17 protein-coding genes and 2 tRNA genes are annotated in these 19,649 nt (G+C 73.3%); 11 read left to right on the top strand and 8 right to left on the bottom strand.

What is annotated here, in order from left to right; translation table 11 throughout:
• The first annotated feature begins 1 nt into the window (after window position 1).
• From OG900_21070 to OG900_21060, 3 genes are read left to right on the top strand one after another with little or no spacing between them, the layout of a single operon-like run.
• Complete coding sequence (locus OG900_21070) at window positions 2-1,303, top strand: replication initiation protein (GenBank protein WUH95863.1); 1,302 nt, start codon at window positions 2-4, stop codon at window positions 1,301-1,303.
• The gene (locus OG900_21065) at window positions 1,300-1,515 is read left to right on the top strand and encodes an excisionase family DNA-binding protein (GenBank protein WUH92350.1); all 216 of its coding nucleotides are present in this window, start codon (window positions 1,300-1,302) and stop codon (window positions 1,513-1,515) included. The genes OG900_21070 and OG900_21065 overlap by 4 nt, the downstream gene beginning before the upstream one ends.
• A complete protein-coding gene (locus OG900_21060) occupies window positions 1,512-2,738 on the top strand; it encodes a site-specific integrase (GenBank protein ID WUH92349.1) in 1,227 nt (408 codons plus the stop codon). The genes OG900_21065 and OG900_21060 overlap by 4 nt, the downstream gene beginning before the upstream one ends.
• A 93-nt stretch (window positions 2,739-2,831) precedes the next feature.
• Here the strand turns inward: OG900_21060 and OG900_21055 are convergent.
• A tRNA-Arg gene (locus OG900_21055) sits at window positions 2,832-2,907 on the bottom strand.
• Window positions 2,908-3,067: 160 nt separating this feature from the next.
• A tRNA-Ser gene (locus OG900_21050) sits at window positions 3,068-3,161 on the bottom strand.
• Between the two features lie 212 nt (window positions 3,162-3,373).
• Here OG900_21050 and OG900_21045 point away from each other — a divergent pair.
• Window positions 3,374-3,880: a subtilase-type protease inhibitor gene (locus OG900_21045; GenBank protein ID WUH92348.1), complete on the top strand. Its 507-nt coding sequence runs from the start codon at window positions 3,374-3,376 to the stop codon at window positions 3,878-3,880.
• Between the two features lie 307 nt (window positions 3,881-4,187).
• Window positions 4,188-7,838: a PAS domain-containing protein gene (locus OG900_21040; GenBank protein ID WUH92347.1), complete on the top strand. Its 3,651-nt coding sequence runs from the start codon at window positions 4,188-4,190 to the stop codon at window positions 7,836-7,838.
• Between the two features lie 41 nt (window positions 7,839-7,879).
• Here OG900_21040 and OG900_21035 read toward each other — a convergent pair whose 3' ends face one another.
• On the bottom strand, window positions 7,880-8,377 hold the full coding sequence (locus OG900_21035; protein ID WUH92346.1) for a carboxymuconolactone decarboxylase family protein: 498 nt from the start codon (window positions 8,375-8,377) through the stop codon (window positions 7,880-7,882).
• Window positions 8,378-8,424: 47 nt separating this feature from the next.
• On the opposite strand from OG900_21035, the gene OG900_21030 reads away from it, so the two are divergent.
• Window positions 8,425-9,885, top strand: a complete 1,461-nt coding sequence (locus OG900_21030; GenBank protein WUH92345.1) for a PLP-dependent aminotransferase family protein — start codon at window positions 8,425-8,427, stop codon at window positions 9,883-9,885.
• 69 nt (window positions 9,886-9,954) lie between these two features.
• Here OG900_21030 and OG900_21025 read toward each other — a convergent pair whose 3' ends face one another.
• The 5 genes from OG900_21025 to OG900_21005 form a co-directional block, all read right to left on the bottom strand.
• A complete protein-coding gene (locus OG900_21025; GenBank protein ID WUH92344.1) occupies window positions 9,955-11,604 on the bottom strand; it encodes a long-chain fatty acid--CoA ligase in 1,650 nt (549 codons plus the stop codon).
• 144 nt (window positions 11,605-11,748) lie between these two features.
• A complete protein-coding gene (locus tag OG900_21020; GenBank protein WUH92343.1) occupies window positions 11,749-12,273 on the bottom strand; it encodes a SigE family RNA polymerase sigma factor in 525 nt (174 codons plus the stop codon).
• A gap of 158 nt (window positions 12,274-12,431) precedes the next feature.
• The gene (locus tag OG900_21015; GenBank protein WUH92342.1) at window positions 12,432-13,253 is read right to left on the bottom strand and encodes a DUF1906 domain-containing protein; all 822 of its coding nucleotides are present in this window, start codon (window positions 13,251-13,253) and stop codon (window positions 12,432-12,434) included.
• Window positions 13,254-13,506: 253 nt separating this feature from the next.
• A complete protein-coding gene (locus tag OG900_21010; protein WUH92341.1) occupies window positions 13,507-13,812 on the bottom strand; it encodes a hypothetical protein in 306 nt (101 codons plus the stop codon).
• A 312-nt stretch (window positions 13,813-14,124) separates the two neighbouring features.
• Window positions 14,125-14,865, bottom strand: coding sequence for an NAD(P)H-binding protein (locus OG900_21005; protein ID WUH92340.1), 741 nt, complete (start codon window positions 14,863-14,865; stop codon window positions 14,125-14,127).
• 147 nt (window positions 14,866-15,012) lie between these two features.
• On the opposite strand from OG900_21005, the gene OG900_21000 reads away from it, so the two are divergent.
• The 5 genes from OG900_21000 to OG900_20980 all read left to right on the top strand — a co-directional run bounded on the left by OG900_21000 (window position 15,013) and on the right by OG900_20980 (window position 19,519).
• Window positions 15,013-15,513, top strand: coding sequence for an Rrf2 family transcriptional regulator (locus tag OG900_21000; protein ID WUH92339.1), 501 nt, complete (start codon window positions 15,013-15,015; stop codon window positions 15,511-15,513).
• 245 nt (window positions 15,514-15,758) lie between these two features.
• The gene (locus tag OG900_20995; protein ID WUH92338.1) at window positions 15,759-16,739 is read left to right on the top strand and encodes an ABC transporter ATP-binding protein; all 981 of its coding nucleotides are present in this window, start codon (window positions 15,759-15,761) and stop codon (window positions 16,737-16,739) included.
• 53 nt (window positions 16,740-16,792) lie between these two features.
• Window positions 16,793-17,599, top strand: a complete 807-nt coding sequence (locus OG900_20990) for an ABC transporter permease (protein WUH92337.1) — start codon at window positions 16,793-16,795, stop codon at window positions 17,597-17,599.
• Between the two features lie 19 nt (window positions 17,600-17,618).
• The gene (locus OG900_20985; protein WUH92336.1) at window positions 17,619-18,875 is read left to right on the top strand and encodes a sensor histidine kinase; all 1,257 of its coding nucleotides are present in this window, start codon (window positions 17,619-17,621) and stop codon (window positions 18,873-18,875) included.
• Complete coding sequence (locus OG900_20980) at window positions 18,872-19,519, top strand: response regulator transcription factor (GenBank protein WUH92335.1); 648 nt, start codon at window positions 18,872-18,874, stop codon at window positions 19,517-19,519. Before OG900_20985 ends, OG900_20980 begins: the two co-directional genes overlap by 4 nt.
• Window positions 19,520-19,649 lie beyond the last annotated feature (130 nt).

The following is a 19,649-nucleotide window of genomic DNA, read 5'->3' as shown; positions in this document are numbered from 1 at the left end:
ACTGCCCGAACTCGCCACCCTGGCCGCTCTGGGCACGACGCCCGCGCTCTTCCGCCAGCTCTCCGGCCTCGGCGGCTGCACCCACCCGATCCGCCTCGACGGCCACCGCACCGAACACACCCTCGACACCACAACGGGCGAGATCGGCCCGGCCATCCACCGCCTCACCTCTGAGGCCCTGCCCGCCGGCCACCTGCTCGTACGGTGCAACAACCGCCGTACGACCCGCTGCCCGGCCTGCGCCGAGACCTACCGCCGCGACACCTTCCACCTCATCACCGCCGGACTGCGCGGCGGCAAGGGCACCCCGGAGGACGTCGCCCACCACCCGCGCGTCTTCGCCACCTTCACCGCACCCGGCTTCGGCCCCGTCCACAACCGCCCCGACTCCGGCCACTGCCGCTGCGGCACCGCCCACCCGGCCGACTCCCCCGAACTCGGCACCCCGCTCAACCCGGACACGTACGACTACGAAGCCGCCGTGCTCTGGAACGCCCACGCCGGTTCCCTGTGGCGGCGGTTCACCATCTACCTGCGCCGCGAGATCGCCAAGCGGGCCGGACTCAGCCAACGGGCCTTCCGCCAGTACGCCCGCGTCTCCTTCGCCAAGGTCGCCGAGTACCAGCGACGCGGGGCCGTCCACTTCCACGCCGTCATCCGCCTCGACGGCCCCGAAGGCGGCAGCACCCCGCCGCCCGCCTGGGCCACAGCCGACCTGCTCACCGACGCCATCCGCGCCGCCGCCTCCACTGCACGCGTCACCGGACCCGTGGTCGACGGTCGCGCTCACACCTTCGTGTTCGGCCGCCAACTCGACGTCCGCACAATCCGCAGCGACGACTTCCACGGCCCGGACCTCACCGACCGCGCGGTGGCCGCGTACATCGCCAAATACGCGACCAAGGGCGCCGAGACGGCCACCGGCACCCTCGACCGCCCCCTCCGCTTCCTGGCCGAACTCGCCCACGTCCAACTCTCCGGCCACGCCGACCGCATGATCCGCACCGCATGGACCCTCGGCTCCCGCAAGGACCTCGAACACCTCCGCCTGCGCGCCTGGGCGCACATGCTCGGCTTCCGCGGCCACTTCTCGACCAAGACCCGCCGCTACTCCACCACCCTCGGCGCCCTCCGCGACGCCCGCGCCGAGTACCGCCGCGCTCAGGCCCCACAGACCCCGGAAGAGACGACGTACGTCCTCTCCCACTGGGTCTTCGCCGGCACCGGACTCACGCCCGCCGAAGCCTGGCTCACCGCATCACTCGAACCCGCCCCCGGAACGAAAGGAGAACCCACCCGATGAAAGCCACGACCACCGTCATCGAACGCAAGTGGCACACCGTCGCCGAAGTCGCTGTAATGCTGGGCTTCGGGCTGTCCAAGACCAAGATGCTGGTCCTGACCGGAGAGATCCGGTCGGTGAAGGTCGGCCGCAACCGGCGCATCCTCCCGGCCTGGGTGGACGAGTACGTCCAGGCGGTCACCGCCGTCGGTCCCGAGAGGCGGTCGGCGTGAGCGGCAAGCGGGGCAACGGCGAAGGGTCCATCTACCCGTACAAGAACGGCTATGCGGCGTACGCCTGGGTGGACACCCCGGATGGCAGGCGCATGCGGAAGTACGTGTACGGCAAGACCCGGGAGGAGGTCCACGAGAAGTGGATCAAGCTTCACACGGAGGCACGCAAAGGTCCCGTAGCCACCCGGCACCGCACTCTCGACGCCTTCCTGTCCTACTGGTTGGAGTCGATCGTCAGACCCAACCTGGCGCCGCTGACGTACGTGTCCTACGAGGGATCGGTGCGGCTCTACATCGCACCGCACCTCGGCACCAAGCGACTCGACAAGCTCACCGTGCGGGACGTCCGCGAGTGGCTGACCAAGCTGGCGACCATCTGCCAGTGCTGCGCTCAGGGCAAGGACGCCAAACGCCTCAACGCCCGTAGGCGGTGCTGCGCGGCGGGGGAGTGCTGCGAGTCGTATCCGTCGCGCCGGGTGATCCAGGCGGCTCGGGATGCCCTTCGTGCGGCGCTCACGCACGCGGTCACCGAGGAGGAGATCGGCAAGAACGTCGCCTCGCTCGTGAAGGTCCCCAAGCCGCGCCGCCGCCGGATCAAGCCGTGGTCCGTCGCCGAGGCCGGCCGGTTCCTCGCCGATGGGCTCACCCGGGAAGATCCGCTCTTCGCCGCCTGGGTGCTGGTGCTCTGCCTCGGCCTGCGGCGCGGAGAAGTACTGGGCCTGACCTGGAAGTCCGTCGACTTCGACTCCGGCGAGTTGTACGTGGACCACCAGATCCAGCGGGCGGGGAAGCAGATCCTGCACCGCGAGACCAAGACGGAGGAGTCGGACGACTTCCTGCCGCTGCCCGAACTGTGCCTGAGGGCACTCCGCATGCGCAGGGTCCAGCAGGACGGCGACCGGAAGGCGGCCGGGGAACTCTGGCAGGACGCCCACGGCTTGGTGTTCACCACCAAGTACGGCACCCCGATCGAGCCGGGCAATCTCACCCGGATGTTCGCCCTCCGCGCCCGGCGCGCGGCCCTGCGCGTGATCCCGCTGCGGAACACCCGGCACACGTGCAGTTCGCTCCTGGTGGCGCTCAAGGTCCACCCGAAAGTGGCCCAGCGCATCCTTCGTCACTCGCAGATCGCCATGACGATGGAGGTCTACGCCGAGGCGAGCGAGGAAGAGGTGCGCGCCGCGCTGCGGCAGCTCTCCGAAGCGATGGGCAGTGCCGGGTGACATCAGTCGGCTGACATCAGCCGTTGCTGTACTTCGCTGCTGTACGGCACGAAAGAGCCCCGCTCCGGGTGACCCGGGCGGGGCTCTGACCTGTGGTGCACTCGGCAGGATTCGAACCTGCAACCTTCTGATCCGTAGTCAGATGCTCTATCCGTTGAGCTACGAGTGCTTGCCTGCTTCGCGGCGTTTTGGGCCGGTCGGCGGCTGCGGTGACAACATTACATGAGGTGGGGCGGGAGGTGAAATCGGTAAAGGGGGCGGGCGCGGAGAGGGGGGCCGGGAACGGCGAAACCCCGCCGTCCGGGGGGACGAGCGGGGTTCCTGGGTGGTGGCGGAGGCGGAGGGATTTGAACCCTCGATGGACGGTAAAGCCCAAACCGCATTAGCAGTGCGGCGCCATAGACCGGACTAGGCGACGCCTCCTGGGTGCGACCCGTGTGAGCGGGCGCGTGTGCAGATGATGACACAGCCCCGTGGGCCGCGACCAATCGCAGACTACGGTACAAGGCCGCCGGTCGGCAGGGCAAAGGGGTTGGGCCCGGCGGGGCGTCGCAAGTGCGGGCGGATGGGGGGCGACACGCCCACGTACGCGTGGAATGGGCGGCTTGCGGGGTTCCGACGCGATAAGGAGGGGCATGCCTCAGACCAGTACGCGTGTCAGTCCCCGGGCAGGCTCCCGGATCCGCCCCCGCCTCGTCCGTTACGCCCTCGCCGCCGCGGCCGTCGGGACGCTGTTCGCGGTGGGCCAGCCGGCCGGTGCCGTGGGGCTGCCCCGGCCGGGCGTCGCCGGCCTCGGGGACCGGCTCACCGTCGCGTACGACGACGGCGGCGGCCGTATCGTCACGCATACGCTGACCTGCGGCGACGCCGCGACCGCCGAGGGGCAGGACGCCTGCCGCCGGCTGGACGAGCTGGGCGGGCCGCTGGCGCCGGTGCCGGCCGGGCAGATGTGCTCGATGATCTACGGCGGTCCGCAGACCGCCCGCGTCACGGGCGTGTGGGGCGGCATGCCCGTCGACGAGACCTACCGCAGGACCGACGGCTGCGAGGTCTCCCGCTGGAACCAGATGGTGCCCGCGCTCCCCTCGCCCGCGAACGGCATGGACGGCATGGACGACGGCCCGCGGCTGCTGATGGCCTGAGTGACCCGCGGGACCGCGGGGGACCCGGGGGCGCGAGCGACCCGGGCCGGCGCGCGCCCCCGTCCTGCCCGTGACGCACACCACACAAACCCCCCACAGATCCGAACCTCTATACGCACAGCCCCACATGGGCATCCGCAGCAACGCGCGGGGGCCCGACCCGTACACTCGGTCTAGTGACATGTCCCGGGGGTGGCGGCAAGATGGGCCGCCCGTAAAGACAGCCGACGACGCCGGCGGGAGTTCGCCGCGCGCGGCAAGCCACCCAGGACGAGAACAGAAGCGGAAACCAGAGAGGACGCGTCTCGTGAGCAGCAGGCCATCCAGAGGCGCTGCTCGCCTCGCCTCCATACTGGACGCCCTTCCCGACGCCCTCCTGCTGGTCGACGTCAACGGCACCGTGGTGAATGCCAACGCGATAGCGCTGGAGACCTTCGAGTCGCCGGGGACCGCCCTGGTGGGGCGGGGTCTGCTCGACCTGCTGCCGTCGTTCGACTCCAAGCGCATCCCCGGCTCGATGCGCAGCCCGCGCGAGGCGGCCGAGGACACCCGGACGAAGCCGACCAGGATGGTGGCGCGGCGCACCGACGGCACGGACTTCCCCGTCGAGGTGACCAGCGCCAACCTGGAGAACGGCCGCACCCCCTATGCCGAGTACGGCGACGGCGTGCCGCACTACACCGGCGACGAGCTGCTCATGCTGGTGGTCCGGGACCTCACGGGGACGATGGACACCGAGGCCGAACTGGCCCGCCAGCAGCGGCAGACCGAGATGATCCTGCGGGCCGCCGCCGAGGGCGTGGTCGGCGTCGACACGGCCGGCAAGGTGGTGCTGGTCAATCCGTCGGCGGCGCAGATCCTCGGCTATCGGGCCACCGATCTGGGCGGCAAGGAGCTGCACCCCCTGGTGCACCACTCGCGCCCGGACGGCAGCCCGCTGGCGTACGAGGAGACCCCGCTCGCCGACACCCTGCGCAGCGGCCGCAAGCACCGGGTGCGCGGGCAGGCGCTGTGGCGCAAGGACGGCAGGCCGGTGCCGGTCGACCTGACGACGGCGCCGGTGCGGGACGGCGACCAGCTGGTCGGCGCGGTGATGACCTTCACCGACCGCTCGGCCTACGACGCGCTGGCCGCGCGCAGCAGCCAGCTGAGCGCGCTGCTCGACACCTCGCTGCGCGGGCCGCTGGCCGAGCTGCGCGGCGAGCTGACGGGGCTGGCCGCCGACCCTGCGGGGCAGCTGTGGCCGGAGGCCAACCAGATCCTGCACCACCTGGCGGCCGGCTACGCCCGTATCACCACCCTCATCGACAATGTGCTGGCCTTCCAGCGGCTCGACCGCGGCGAGGACAAGCTGCGCCGCGAGGACATCGGCCTCGACCAGGTGATCGCGGCGGCCATCGACGGCGCGACCGAGCTGATCGGCCCCGGCCGGGCGCAGTTCGCGGTGCACGCGCCGCCGATCGAGGCGGCGGTGGACGGCGAGCGGATGGCACAGGCCCTCGCCCACCTCGTCGCGGACGTCGCGGGCATCGACTCGGCCGGCAATGCCATCGCCTACACCGGCGACTCCACGATCGTGGTCGCCGCGGCCCAGCGCGGCGACGTGATACGGATCGACGTCCGCGGCCCGCACGCCGGCGGCGACCCGGTGCACCTGCCGCTGGCCCGCGGCATCGTGGAGCGGCACGGCGGTGTGCTGCAGACCCACGAAGTGCCCGGCCAGGGCAGCGCCTACGTGCTCGAAGTGCCGGCCGGCAAGGGCAATGGCGCGGGCGGCGGCGGTACGCGGCAGGCACGCGACGACGACGGCTCCGCCGACCAGGGCGCTACGCATACGGGCGGCGGTCCCCGTACGGCCGACGACGGCGACCGGCCGCGCGAGTCCGACACCACCGTGATGCCGCTGCCGTCCGAGCCCGCCCGCGGGACGCAGGGCCCGCAGTCGCCCGGCGGCCACAAGCCGGACGGTGACGGCGCCGCCTGGTCGGTGCCGGTCGCGGACCAGAACCCGCCGGACGGCGGAGCGCCGACCGGGCGTCGCCGTGCGCTGCGCAGGCCCGAGGGCCGGCCCGCGCCGGTGGAGGCCGCGCCCGCGGCGCCGCAGCCTGAGCCGCAGCAGCCGACCGGCCGCCGCCGGGCCCGCAGCGACGAGACGCAGGGCCAGGCGCGGATCCCCTCCCAGGCGCACACGCAGATTCCGGCTCCGGCCCCGGTCCAGCCCCCGTCCCCCTCGCCCTCCCCGCAAGCGCAAGCGTCGCCGTCACCGTCACCGGAGCGGGCCGAGCTGCCCGCCGTACCGATCCCCAACGCCCTGCCGCCGGCCGGCCAGGGCGGCGCCGACGCCGTCGCCCCCGAGGGCACCGGACGCCGTGCGGCCCGCCGCGCCGTCGAGCCGCCGGCCGCCCCCGTACCGCCGCAGCCCCAGCCGGCGCCGCAGTCCTGGCCGGACGCCGGGCGTACGGCGCCGCCCACCCCGCAGTCCTGGCCTGACGCGTCCGCGGCACAGCCGCCGCAAGCCCAGGCGCAGCCGCAGCCCGCGGCCCCTGCCCAGGCGCCGACCCCGCCCGACGCCGACCCGGGCGCGGGCCCCGCGCGCGCCGCGCTCCCGCCGGCCACCAACTGGCCCGCGGCCCAGGGCACCCGCCCGGCCCCGCCGCCACCGCCGCCCGCCCCGGCGATCCCGACGGCCACCGCGCCCCCGGCCGCCCCGCACCAGGACCACAGCGCGTACGGCCGTGCCATAAGCGTCCGCACCCTCGGCCAGAGCGTGCCGTATTCGCACCGGCCCGACGGCTCGCAGGACCCGCAGACCCAGACGCAGTCGGTCGAGGCGCACAGCCCGCAGGGCCTGCCCGCGCAGGTCGCGGCGGGCGGTTCCGGGCGCCGCCGCAGGCTCAACCCGGACCGGGCGGCCCTCGACAGCGAGCCGTCGAGCCGCAGCCTGATCCAGCAGGTGCCGAGCCAGCCGCAGCACGGCCCTGGCGGCGAGACGCAGGCCCGCCAGCACCCGCAGGCGGACCCGGACAGCGGCCAGTTGCCGGTGAAGCGCCCGGAGGCGCCGGCCGCCCCCGAGGAGGAGACGGCCCTGCTGCGCCCGGTGCCGCCCGCGCCCCCGCAGCCGCAGGCCCCCGGCAGGTCGTACGCGATAGGCGCTCCCGCGGCAGGCGCCGACGAGGGCCCCGAGCCGCTGGACGGGCCGAACGGCGCCGTGGACGTCACCGATGTGGCCGACGACCGCATCGAGGAGCCGCTGGACGAGCCGCGCCGGCTGCTGGTGTGGCCGGAGCCCGACGTGTCGACCCGGCAGGCGCTGACCGACCGGGGCTATCGTCCGGTGATCGTACGGTCGCGCGAGGAGGTCGACGCGCAGGTCGCGGAGCCGCCGGCCGCGCTGTTCGTGGACCCGCTGACCGGCCCGATCACCCGGACCGCGCTCCAGGCGCTGCGGCAGGCCGCCGCGGCGGCGGACGTACCGGTGCTGGTGACGGCCGGGCTCGGCCAGGCGACCAGGGAGGCGGCCTACGGCGCCGACCCCGCCGTGCTGCTCAAGGCGCTGGCGCCCCGGGACAGCGAGCAGCACCCGCCGCGGGTGCTGCTGGTGGAGGGCCACGAGCCGATCGCGCAGGCCTTCGCGGCGACGCTGGAGCGGCGCGGGATGCAGGTCGCGCACGCCGGCTCCGAGGCCGAGGCGATGACGAAGGCCGCGCAGGTCCACCCGAATCTGGTGGTGATGGACCTGATGCTGATCCGCCGCCGCAGGCAGGGCATCGTGGACTGGCTGCGCGGCCACTCGCGGCTGAACAACACCCCGCTGGTCGTCTACACCTCGGCGGACATCGACCCCGCCGAGCTGCCCAGGCTGGCGTCCGGCGAGACGGTGCTCTTCCTCGCCGAGCGCTCCACGAGCGCGGACGTGCAGTCCAGGATCGTGGACCTGCTCGGCAAGATCGGCACCTGAGCCGCCGACAGCGGCCACGCTGACGCGAGCGGTTGCGCGGCTCAACTGTGCGCCGCGCCCCGCGCGTCCGTGCCGGCCCTCCGGCCGCTGGTGAGCGCGATGCGATTCCAGGCGTTGATGGTGAGGACGAGGCCGAGCAGCCGTGCCAGCTCCTCGTCGTCGAAGTGCGCGGCGGCCTCGGCGTAGACGTCGTCGGGGACCCCGGCCCGCGGGACCAGGGTGACGGCCTCGGTGAAGGCCAGCGCGGCCTGCTCCTTGGCGGTGTAGAAGTGCCGCGCCTCGCGCCAGGCCGGCAGCAGGTACAGCCGCTCCTCGGTCTCGCCGCGCCCGCGCGCGTCCTTGGTGTGCATGTGGAGGCAGTAGGCGCAGCCGTTGATCTGGGAGGCGCGGGTCTGCACGAGTTCGACCAGGGTCGGGTCGAGGCCTGCCCGGGAGGCGGCGTCGAAGCCGATGAGGGCCTTGAAGACCGCGGGCGCGGCGGTGGCGATGTCGATACGGCCCGGGGTGGTGGCCGTCGCGGTCTGCGTCGTCGTTGTCATGATCATCAGCCTAGAAGCGGCGGTGACCGGGCGTAGAGTGCAATTCCATGAAGGAACGACGGGTCAATTCACCCGAGCCCGAGCGCGCGGCATGGGCGGAGGCGGCCGCGGGCCTCGGCCGGGACCTGCACCTGGAGCTGGCCGCGGACGACGGCGCCGGCCGGGGCGGCAGGCGGGCCGTGCTGGCCAGGGCGCTGCGGGACGCGGTCAGCTCCGGGCGGCTGCCGCCCGGCACCCCGCTGCCGCCCTACCGCTCGCTGGCCGCCGACCTCGGCATGGCCAGGAACGCGGTCGCGGACGCCTACGCCGAACTCGTCGCCGAGGGCTGGCTGACCGCCCGGCAGGGCTCGGGCACCCGGGTCGCCGAACGGGCGGCGCCCGCGCCCGCCCCCGACCCGGCGCCGGCGCCCGCCCCCCGGCCCGCCTACGACCTGCGGCAGGGCGTGCCGCACACCGGGTCCTTCCCCCGGACGAGCTGGCTTGCCGCCTCCCGGCGGGCGCTGACCGCCGCGCCGAACGACGCCTTCGGGCCCGGCGACCCGCGCGGCCGGATCGAGCTGCGGCGGGCGCTGGCCGGCTACCTGGCCAGGGCGCGCGGGGTGCGGACCTCGCCCGAGCGGATCGTGGTGTGCTCGGGCGTCGCGGGCGCTCTGCGGCTGCTGGCGACGGTCCCGCAGGTGCGCTCCGCTCCGGTCGCGGTGGAGGCGTACGGGCTGCCGCACCACCGCCGCATCCTGACGGCGGCGGGCCTGCGTACGCTCCCGCTGGCCGTCGACGGGCGCGGCGCCGACCCGGCGGGGCTCGCGGCGGGCGGCGCGGCGAGCGTCCTGCTCACACCCGCGCACCAGTTCCCGACCGGGGTCGCCCTGCACCCCGACCGGCGGGCGGCGGCGGTCGGCTGGGCGCGGGCGGGCGGCGGGCTGGTCCTGGAGGACGACTACGACGGCGAATTCCGCTACGACCGGCAGCCGGTGGGCGCGGTGCAGGGGCTCGACCCGGAGCGGGTCGCGTATCTGGGCTCGGTGAGCAAGAGCCTGTCTCCCGCGCTGCGGCTCGGCTGGACGGCACTGCCCGCGCACCTGGTGGACGCCGTCGTGGCCGCCAAGGGCGAGCGGGAGCCGACGGTGAGCGCGCTCGACCAGCTGACGCTGGCCGACTTCATCGAGTCGGGCGGCTACGACCGGCACCTGCGCGGGATGCGGCAGCGCTACCGGCGGCGCCGCGACCAGCTGGCCGCGGCGCTGGCGGAAAAGGCCCCGCGCGTCGAGGTGACCGGCATCGCGGCGGGGCTGCACGCCGTGCTGCGCCTGCCGCCGGGCACGGAGGCCGCGGTGGCTCGGGCCGCGGCCTTCCACGGGCTCGCCGTCGAGGCGCTGTCGGACTTCCGGCACCCGGACGCGCCGCCCGACACCGGGCGGGACGGCCTGGTGGTGGGTTACGCGGCGCCGCCGGACAACGTCTTCACGGCCGCCCTGGGGGCACTGTGCCGGGTGCTGCCGGAGCCGTGACCGTACGCGGCAGATGTGCGTGCCGGACACCGCTCCTTCCTCCACGGAGATCCGAACGACAGGTCCTAGCTAGAGCTTCGTGACGTCCAGCTCGCCGTCCGCGTAGGACTTGCGGATCACCTTCTTGTCGAATTTGCCGACGCTGGTCTTCGGCACCGTCGGGATGAACGCCCACCGCTCGGGGACCTGCCAGTGGGCGATCCGGGTGGCGAGGAAGTCGCGCAGCTCGGCATATCCCGTGGTCGCGCCCTCGACCAGCACCACCGTGGCCAGCGGGCGCTCGCCCCACCGCTCGTCGGGGACGGCGACGACCGCGGCCTCGGCGACGTCGGGGTGGGCCATCAGCTCGTTCTCCAGCGCGACCGAGGAGATCCACTCGCCGCCCGACTTGATGACGTCCTTGGCCCGGTCGGTGAGGGTGAGGTAGCCGTCAGGCGAGATGACGCCGACGTCGCCCGTACGCAGCCAGCCGTCCGGGCTGAACTTGTCCTCGGGGCGCAGCGGCTCGGCGCCCGCACCGCCGTAGTACGCTCCGGCGATCCAGGGCCCGCGGACCTCAAGCTCGCCCGCCGACTCGCTGTCCCACGGCATCACCGCACCGTCCGGGCCGACCAGCCGGGCCTCGACGGAGGCCGGGAAGCGGCCCTGCGTGATGCGGTACGCCCACTCCTCCTCGCCGTCGACCCCGGCCGGCGGCAGCGCCACCGTGCCCAGCGGGGAGGTCTCCGTCATGCCCCAGGCGTGGCAGAGCTGCACGCCCAGCTGCTCGTCGAAGGCCTTCATCAGCGCGGGCGGGCAGGCGGACCCGCCGATGGTCACCCGTTTGAGCGAGCTGACGTCGCGCGGCTTCGCGGTCAGCTCGGCCAGCAGGCCCTGCCAGATGGTGGGCACGGCGGCGGCGTGGGTGGGCCGCTCGCTCTCGATCATCTCGGCGAGCGGGGCGGGCTGCAGGAAGCGGTCCGGCATCAGCAGGTTGACGCCGCTCATGAAGGCGGCGTGCGGCAGTCCCCACGCGTTCACGTGGAACATCGGCACGACGGGCAGGCTGGTGTCGTGGTCGGTCAGGCCCATCGACTCGGCGCTGCCGACCTGCAACGAGTGCAGGTAGATCGAGCGGTGGGAGTAGACCACGCCCTTCGGGTCGCCGGTGGTGCCCGAGGTGTAGCACATGGCCGCGGCGGTGCGTTCGTCCAGCTCGGGCCAGGGGTAGGTGGTGGGGCGGCCGGCCAGCAGCTCCTCGTAGTCGTGCACCGCGGGGCGGCAGCCCGCCAGCAGGCCGCGGTCGCCGGGGCCGACGACGACGATGTGCTCCAGCGGTTCCATGCGCGGCAGCAGCGGGGCGAGCAGCGGCAGCAGGGAGCCGTTGACCAGGACGACGCGGTCCGCGGCGTGGTTGACGATCCACACCAACTGGTCGGCGGGCAGCCGCAGGTTGAGGGTGTGCAGCACCGAGCCCATGGAGGGGATGGCCAGGTAGGCCTCCATGTGCTCCGCGTTGTTCCACATGAGGGTGGCGATCCGGTCGCCCTCGGACACCCCGAGCCCGTCGCGCAGCGCGTTCGCCAACCGCACCGCCCGGACGCCCACCTCGCGGAAGCTGCGGCGGTGCGGTTCGCCGTCACCGGTCCAGGTCGTCACCCGCGACCTGCCGTGCACCACGGTCCCGTGCACGAGGATGCGGGTCACGGTCAGCGGTACGTCCTGCATGGTGCTCAGCACAGCGGGCCTCCGGCGGCTACATGAGGTCGGCGAGGGGGGTATCCCGCGATTGTGCTGGCATACCAGGTGGTATGTCACTACCTCGCGCGCCGGCCGCCCCGACCCCGCCGGTCCGCGGTGGGCTCGGGCCGCGCACGGGTGCGCTCAGGCCACGCACAGCTCCAGCTCGGGATCGTCGCGCAGCTTGCCGAGCGCGCGCGAGACCGCGCTCTTGACGGTGCCTACCGAGACGCCCATCGCCTCGGCGGTCTGCGCCTCGCTCATGTCCTCGTAGTAGCGGAGCACCACCATGGCGCGCTGGCGCGGGGGGAGCCGGGCTATCGCGCGCAGCAGGGCGTCGCGCTGCGCCTGCTGCTCGGTGAGGTCGGGGGCGCCGCCGGCCGTGGGCTCGGGCAGCTCGTCGGTGCTGAACTCGTCGACCTTGCGCTTGCGCCACTGCGACGTCCTGGTGTTGACCAGGGTGCGCCGGACGTACCCGTCGACGGCCCGGTGGTCGTCGATCCGGTCCCAGGCGAGATACGTCTTGGTCAGCGCGGTCTGCAGCAGGTCCTCCGCGTCGGCGGGATTCGGGGTCAGGGAGCGCGCGGTGCGCAGCAGCGTCGGGCCCTTGGTGCGTACGTAGGCCGTGAACTGCGTCGTGCTGGCGCTGGTGCACACAGGCGTGGTCATGGCTCCACGCTAGGAGGCGCGGGGCCCTTCGCGGATCGGCCGCAGGTGCCGAAAGCGGATCACTCTCAGGTCGTAGGGCGGGGGCTCTCCCCACCCCCCGAGGGGGGAGCCGCGCGCCCGCGACCCGCAGGGGATGCACCTGAGGGCGTACGCCGGCCTCAGCCGACCACGGCGACCGGAGCGTCGATCAGGTCGCGGTCGATCGAGAGCTTCTTGCCGCCGTGCGACTCGGTGACGCTGCCGGTGTACTGGTGGATGCGGGCGTGCGAGGCCCACGCGTCGGGGCTCAGGGCGGGCTCGTCGGCCAGCGTCGCGCTGACGCCCCAGCGGGCGTACCAGACGACGTCCGGCAGGTCGGTGACGCCGGCCCTGCGGGCGGTCTCGATGTGCTTGATGCCGGAGTCGGCGCTGCTGTAGAAGCCGGCCAGGTAGCCCGCGGCCCGTACCTGGCGGTCCCAGCCCCGCAGGAAGGTCAGGGTCGCGGCGGCGCAGTCCGGATCGCCGATGTCGTACGCCTCCATGTCGAGGTAGAGCGCGCTGCCCTCGTCCAGGCCCAGCCCCTCGGCGCTGCCGACCGCGTCCTCGCCCTCGGTGCCGCCCTGGGTCGCCGCCTGTTCGGGGTCGATGCGGTAGGGGTTCTTGTTGGAGCCGCCGACGCAGGGGCTCTGCGAACCGACGTAGATCGGCAGCAGGCTCCATCCCGCGTCGGTGGTCTGCCGCACCCAGTCGGCGGTCAGATTGGCCTGGCTCTTGCAGGCACGGGCCCGCCCGCCGAAGTAGATGCCGACGGCGCGGTAGGTGGAGGACTCCCGCCATGCCCGCATCGTCGCCAGATCGGGGGCCTGGCAGGTGTCGAACCCGCTGCCCTGGAAAATACGGGGTGCGGTGTCCCCGCGGTTCGCGGCTCCGGCGCCGGGCTCGGCGGTGGCACTCGCGGTGGGGAGGAGCAGACCGGTCAGGGTGAGGGTGCCGACCAGCAACCGACGCGCAAAAAGGATAAGAGTATTTTTTTCGGTCATTCCGTGAGTGAACGTGGCGAGCGCGCCCGTATTGCGCAGACACGCCGCCGCCCACCCGTCTGCGGAGGCCTTCCGGAGCAGCCTCCGCGACTGTCCACAGCCTGTGGACAAACAACGGCGGGCGCGCGACGGCACGGGGATACCGTCGCGCGCCCTGACTGGGTTCAGCCGGCCGGCGCTTCCTCGGCGCGCGGGCGCCGGAGCCCCCGGAGGGTCACCAGAGCGGTGAGAAGTGGATGTTGGCGGTGTTCTGTTCGATGGCGGTGAATCCGGAGCCGGCCACGCTCGCCGTGTTGTTCTGGTTCGACGCGCCGGCGCCGGTGGCGGCCTGCTGCGTCGTCGTCACATTGCCGAGGTTGCCGCCGCCGACATTGCCGCCGGAATTGCTCACCACCGTCGCGTTCGAGTTGCCACCCGCGAAAGCGCCGTCGTCGGCCACGGCGGTGCCGGCGAACAGCAACGCCGCGACGGGCAGTGCGGCCACGGCGGCCAGGACACGGACGATACGGATGCTTGCCATGGTGTTCCCTCCAAGGGGACAGAATTCCGAACTCGGACCTGCTGTCTGCGGTGGAGCGGCCGGCCGACCGCTCCACCTGTCCTTCCGACGGCGTCGCCGAACCCAGACTTGCCCATCACCCCCGCGCCGAACGCGCCGACTTGATCCGTTTCCCTCGCACGCGTGACGGTCTGTCGACAAACCTCCTTGATGACCCTTTTGGAGGCATCCGGCATGTCGGTGTGCGCCCCGCGCGCCCGCCTGGGCCCAGCAGCCCCGACCCGGCACCTACTCGGTCCCGGCCCGGCCCCGACTTCGGACGGCCCGCCCCGGTCAGCGGGCCTGCTCGAGCCAGTCCTGGTAATGCGTGGGCGCCAGGTGGGCGTCGGGTCCCGCGATGAGGACGTCGCCGTCGACGGCCGCGAACATCCCGGCCTGGTCGTCCGTGACGACGGTCCGGTCGTCCCCCTTCGCGGCCAGCGTGATCTTGCCCAGCGCGTCCAGCCGGAAGACGTCGGGCCCGGCGACGTCGCGGATCCCCATCAGCGGCGAGCCGGCGGCGACCTCGGCGACCGCCGCTGCCACATCCGCGGCGGCCATCGGCTGGATCGGGGTCGCGGGCAGCCGCACGGTCCGCTCGTCCGAGGTCCACGACAGGGCCGCGTCCATGAATTCGAAGAACTGCGTGGCACGCACGATCGAATACGGCGTCGGCCCCTGCCGGAGCAGTTCCTCCTGGAGCGCCTTGGCCCGGTAGTAGTCCAGCGCGGGTACCTGGTCCACGCCGACGATCGACAGGATGACCTGGTGCCCGACCCCGGCCCTCCCGCCCGCGGCGAGCAGGTTGCCCATCGTGGTGCGGAAGAAGTCCAGGGACGCCTCGTCGAAGGTGGGCGAATTCGTCAGGTTGACCACGACGTCGGCGCCCTGGAGCGCCTCGTCCAGGCCCTTCCCGGTGATCAGGTCCACTCCGGTGGACAGCGCCACGGGCACGGCCTCGTGCCCGGCGTCGGTCAGCAGCCCGACCACCCGGGAACCGATCAGACCCGTACCGCCGACAACGGTGAACTTCATGACTGCCGCCTTTCGGGCACGCCGTAGGGCACGCCCGTGATCGAGGGAGGACGCACGGGGAGGAGGCGCTCCCTAACTCGGACACTTCTTATCCGGGATAATAGTCGGATAGTCTTTGTCCGAGTCAAGCGGAGGGAGCGCGAGCCCATGAAGTTGTCCGGCGGGGTCGAGTGGGCGCTGCACTGCTGCGTCGTCCTGACCGCCGCGACGGAGCCGGTCCCCGCGGCCCGCCTCGCGGAGCTGCACGACGTCTCCGGCAGCTACCTGGCCAAACAGCTCCAGGCGCTCTCCCGCGCCGACCTCGTGCGCTCCGTCCAGGGCAAGGCGGGCGGCTACGTCCTGACCAGGCCCCCCGCGCAGATCACCGTCCTCGACGTCGTCACGGCCCTCGACGGCCCCCAGCCGGCGTTCGTCTGCACCGAGATCCGCCGGCGCGGCCCCCTGGCGGCGCCCGCCGAGGCCTGCACCCGCCCCTGCGCCATCTCCCGCGCGATGGCGACCGCCGACGCCGCCTGGCGCGCGGCCCTCGCGGAGATATCCGTCGCCGACCTCGCCGCGAGCGTCACCGACGACAACGGTCCCGGCACGATGGCGACCATCAGGACCTGGCTGACCGACCCGGCGGCCCTGTCCGACCCGACCGCCTGACCGACCCCGCGGCACCGTCCGGCCCGACCGCCTGCCCCACTCCGGGTCGCCGGACCGGCCGCCTGCCCCACTCCGGGTCGCCGGACCGGCCGTATCAGCTGATCGGCTGATGACGCTCAACCGTCCGGCCGACCAGCCGGTGTCGGCGGAGGAGGACCGGGCGGTCGATGTGGCCGGGGCAGCCCCGCTGCCACGCTGGCATCAGCGACCGGAGGCCCTCCGGAACCGGACGGAAGGACGCCCGTATGCCGGCGGTCATCGAGGTGCGGCACCTGCACAAGGCCTACGGATCCACCGTGGCCGTCGACGACGTCTCCTTCACCGTCGAGGAGGGCGAGATTTTCGGGATCCTCGGCCCGAACGGCGCGGGCAAGACGACCACGGTGGAATGCGTCGAGGGCCTGCGGACCGCCGACCGGGGCGAGATCGGCGTCCTCGGGCTCGACCCCTCGCGCGATCGCGCCGAGTTGACGCAGCGGCTCGGCGTACAGCTCCAGGACGGCCGGCTGCCCGACCGGCTGACGGTCGGTGAGGCGCTGCGGCTGTACGGATCGTTCTACCGCAGGCCCGCCGACCGGCGGGACCTGATGGACGCACTCGGCCTGGCCGGCAAGCGGGACACCCCGTACGCCAAGCTGTCCGGCGGCCAGCAGCAGCGGCTCTCGATCGCCCTCGCGCTGATCGGGAGCCCGGAGGTGGCCGTCCTGGACGAGCTGACCACCGGCCTTGACCCGCAGGCCCGGCGCGACACCTGGAGCCTGATCCAGGACGTCCGCTCCCGAGGGGTGACGATCATGCTGGTCACCCACTTCATGGAGGAAGCCGAGCGGCTCTGCGACCGGGTCGCGGTGATCGACCGGGGCCGCGTCGTCGCCGTGGACAGCCCGGCGGGCCTGACCGAGGGGCTCCAGGACGGCCAGCGGATCCGCTTCCGGCCGTCCGTACCGTTCGAGGACGCCCTGCTGACCGGCCTGCCGGACGTCACCGGCCTCACTCGCAAGGGCGACCACGTCGTGGTCACCGGCACCGCCAACGCCCTCAACGCGGTCACCTCCGTACTGGCCCGCCACAGCATCGTGGCCGAGCACCTCCGGGTGGACCAGCCCAGCCTGGAGGACGCGTTCGTCGCGCTGACCGGCAAGCACGCCGCAGGCGCCGAGCCGGGCGCCGGTGCTCCCGGCGCCACCGGACAGAGCGGCGCCGAGGCCCGCGCCGCCCAGAGCTAGTGCTGTGACCGCATAGGTCCCAGCGCTAGCCGATCGAGCAGCAGGAGCACGCCATGCCCGTCAGCCCCTCAACCGCGCCCGCGCCGCCCGTCGCGCCCGTCCCGCCCGCCACCGACCGGGGCTCCGTCCTGGGCCGCCTCGCCCTCACCGAGTTGAAGCTCTTCGTACGGGAGCGGGTGGGCCCGGCCTTCGCCATCGGGCTGCCGCTGGCGCTGCTGGTCGTCTTCGGCAACCTGCCCTTCTACAACGAACACCGCGCGAACCTCGACGGCTACACCCTGCTCGACGTCTACGTCCCGATCCTGTCCGCCTTCGTCCTGGCCATGCTGTCCTTCAGCGTCATGCCCCAAGTGCTGGCCGGCTACCGGGAGAAGGGGGTGCTGCGCCGCCTGCGGACGACCCCGGTCGGCCCGGCCCGGGTGCTGGCCGCCCAGCTGCTGGTCAACCTGGCCACCGCGGCCGTCTCGGTGGCCGCGCTGCTCCTGGTGGCCCGGTTCGCCTTCGGGGTGGCGCTGCCCCGCCGGCCCGGCGGATACCTGATCAGCATCGCCCTGACCGCGCTCGCCCTCCTCGCGATCGGCCTGTTCGTCGCCGCGGCCTCGCCCAACGGCCGGATCGCCAACGCCGCGGGCGCGACCCTCTTCTACGTCATGATGTTCTTCGCCGGGCTGTTCCTGCCGATCGCCGCCATGCCCGCGCTCCTGCGGCACATCAGCCGGGCCGCCCCCCTCGGCGCCGCCGTGCAGGCGCTGACCGACGCGACCGAGGGCCACTCGCCCCACCCCCTCCAGCTGCTCACCCTCGCCGCGTACGCCGTGGTCTTCGGCGCCGCCGCCGTGAGATCGTTCCGCTGGGAGTGACTTCAGGCAGGAGGCACCCATGAGCAGGCCGGAACCACCCGCCCCGACCCGCGGCCAGGACGAGCGGCTGCTTCCGCTGGTGACGGTCGTGCCCTATCCGCTCCTGGCCGCCCTCGCCCTCGTGACCGTGATCATCGAGCACCGGGCCGGCGGTTCCCTGATCGTCGACCTCGGCCTGTGCGCGGCGACCGCCCTGTGGATGCTGTGCATGTTCACCCTGCACCCCGGCTGGTGGGAACGGCCCGCGGTGATGGGCCTGTTCTTCGCCGGGGTGGTCGTGCTCACCGGCGTCCTCGTCGTCCGGGACCCGTGGTTCGGCCTCTTCACACCCGCCTGCTACTTCTACGCCTTCGGCATCGTGCCCTGGCCCTGGCGACTCCCCGCGATCGCCGCGGTCGCCGTGGAATCGGGGAGCGCCCAGGCCTCCGGCGTCCCCACGGACAGCGCCGTCGGCCTGACCGCCTTCGCCGCGGTGCTGGCCGTCAACGTGGTCTGCATGTGCGGTACGGCCTGGTGGGAGCACGGCATCGAGCAGCACAACGTGGAAAGGGAGGCGGCCCTGGAGCAGGTACGGGAGGCGAACCGCCGGCTCCAGGCGACGCTCGCCGAGAACGCCGGGCTGCACCGGCAGCTGCTGGTCCAGGCCCGCGAAGCCGGGGTCCTCGACGAACGCCGGCGGATGGCGCGGGAGATCCACGACACCCTGGCGCAGGGCCTGACCGGGATCGTCACACAGTTGCAGGCCGCCGAGCAGGCCGGCGCCGACCCGGACAGGTGGCGGCGGCACTTCACGGCGGCGACCGGTCTGGCCAGGGAGAGCCTGACCGAGGCCCGGCGCTCCGTGGACGCGCTGCGGCCGCAGCCGCTGGAGACCGCCGGTCTCGGCGAGGCCCTCGCAGGCGTCACCGACCGCTGGTCGGCGCTGAACGGCGTGACCGCCCAGGTCACCACCACGGGGAAGTCCCGGCCCATGCGCCCGGAAGCCGAACTGGCCCTGCTCCGCGCGGCCCAGGAAGCCCTGGCCAACGTGGCGCGGCACGCCCGCGCCACCGCCGTCGCCCTGACCCTCACCTACCAGGACGACGAGGTCACCCTGGACGTCCACGACGACGGGCGCGGCTTCGACCCGACCCCGGCCGGCGGCGGCTTCGGCCTGCAGGCGATGCGCCAGCGCGTAGAGGCGCTGTCGGGCACCCTGCGGGTCCAGTCCCGACCGGGTTCCGGCACCACCGTCTCCGCCCGCGTACCGCACGAAACAGCCGAGGCCACCGCATGAGCCCCATCCGCCTGCTGATCGCCGACGACCACCCCGTCGTCCGTGACGGCCTGAGCGGCATGTTCGCCACCGACCCGGCCTTCGAAGTGGTCGGCGAGGCGTCCGACGGCGCCGAGGCCGTCCGGCTGGCCGCCGACCTCGCCCCGGACGTCATCCTGATGGACCTCCGCATGCCCACGATGGACGGCGTGACCGCGATCACCGCACTGGCCAGGTCAGGCAACCCCGCCCGGATCCTGGTCCTGACCACGTACGACTCCGACACCTACGTCCTCCCCGCCATCGAGGCGGGAGCGACCGGCTACCTCCTCAAGGACGCCCCCCGCTCCGAACTGCTCCGAGCCGTCCAGTCCGCCGCCAACCACGAAGCGGTCCTCTCCCCCTCGGTGGCGGCCCGCCTGATGAACCACGTCCGCACCCCCGCCCCCACCCTGCTCAGCCCCCGCGAACACGAGGTCCTCGAATGGGTGGCGGCCGGAGCCACCAACCGCGAAGTGGCGACCCGCCTCCTGATCAGCGAGGCCACGGTGAAGACCCACCTGCTGAACGTCTACGCCAAACTCAACGTCAGCGACCGCGCGGCCGCGGTGGCCGAAGCCTTCAACCGCGCCCTCCTCACCCCCCGCACCCCGCCCCACGCCTGACCAACCCACGCCTGACCAACCCGCGCCTGACCAACCCGCGCCTGACCACCCCACGCTTGACCACCCCGCGGCCTGAGTGGACACGCCCTTGCGTCCGATGGACCGTCAGGACAGGCTTCTGATGAGGGCC

This window comes from Streptomyces sp. NBC_00433 (assembly GCA_036015235.1).
Lineage (GTDB): Bacteria > Actinomycetota > Actinomycetes > Streptomycetales > Streptomycetaceae > Actinacidiphila.
The sequence above is the reverse complement of the archived record's forward strand: the minus strand, read 5'-3'. Positions and strand labels throughout refer to the sequence as shown.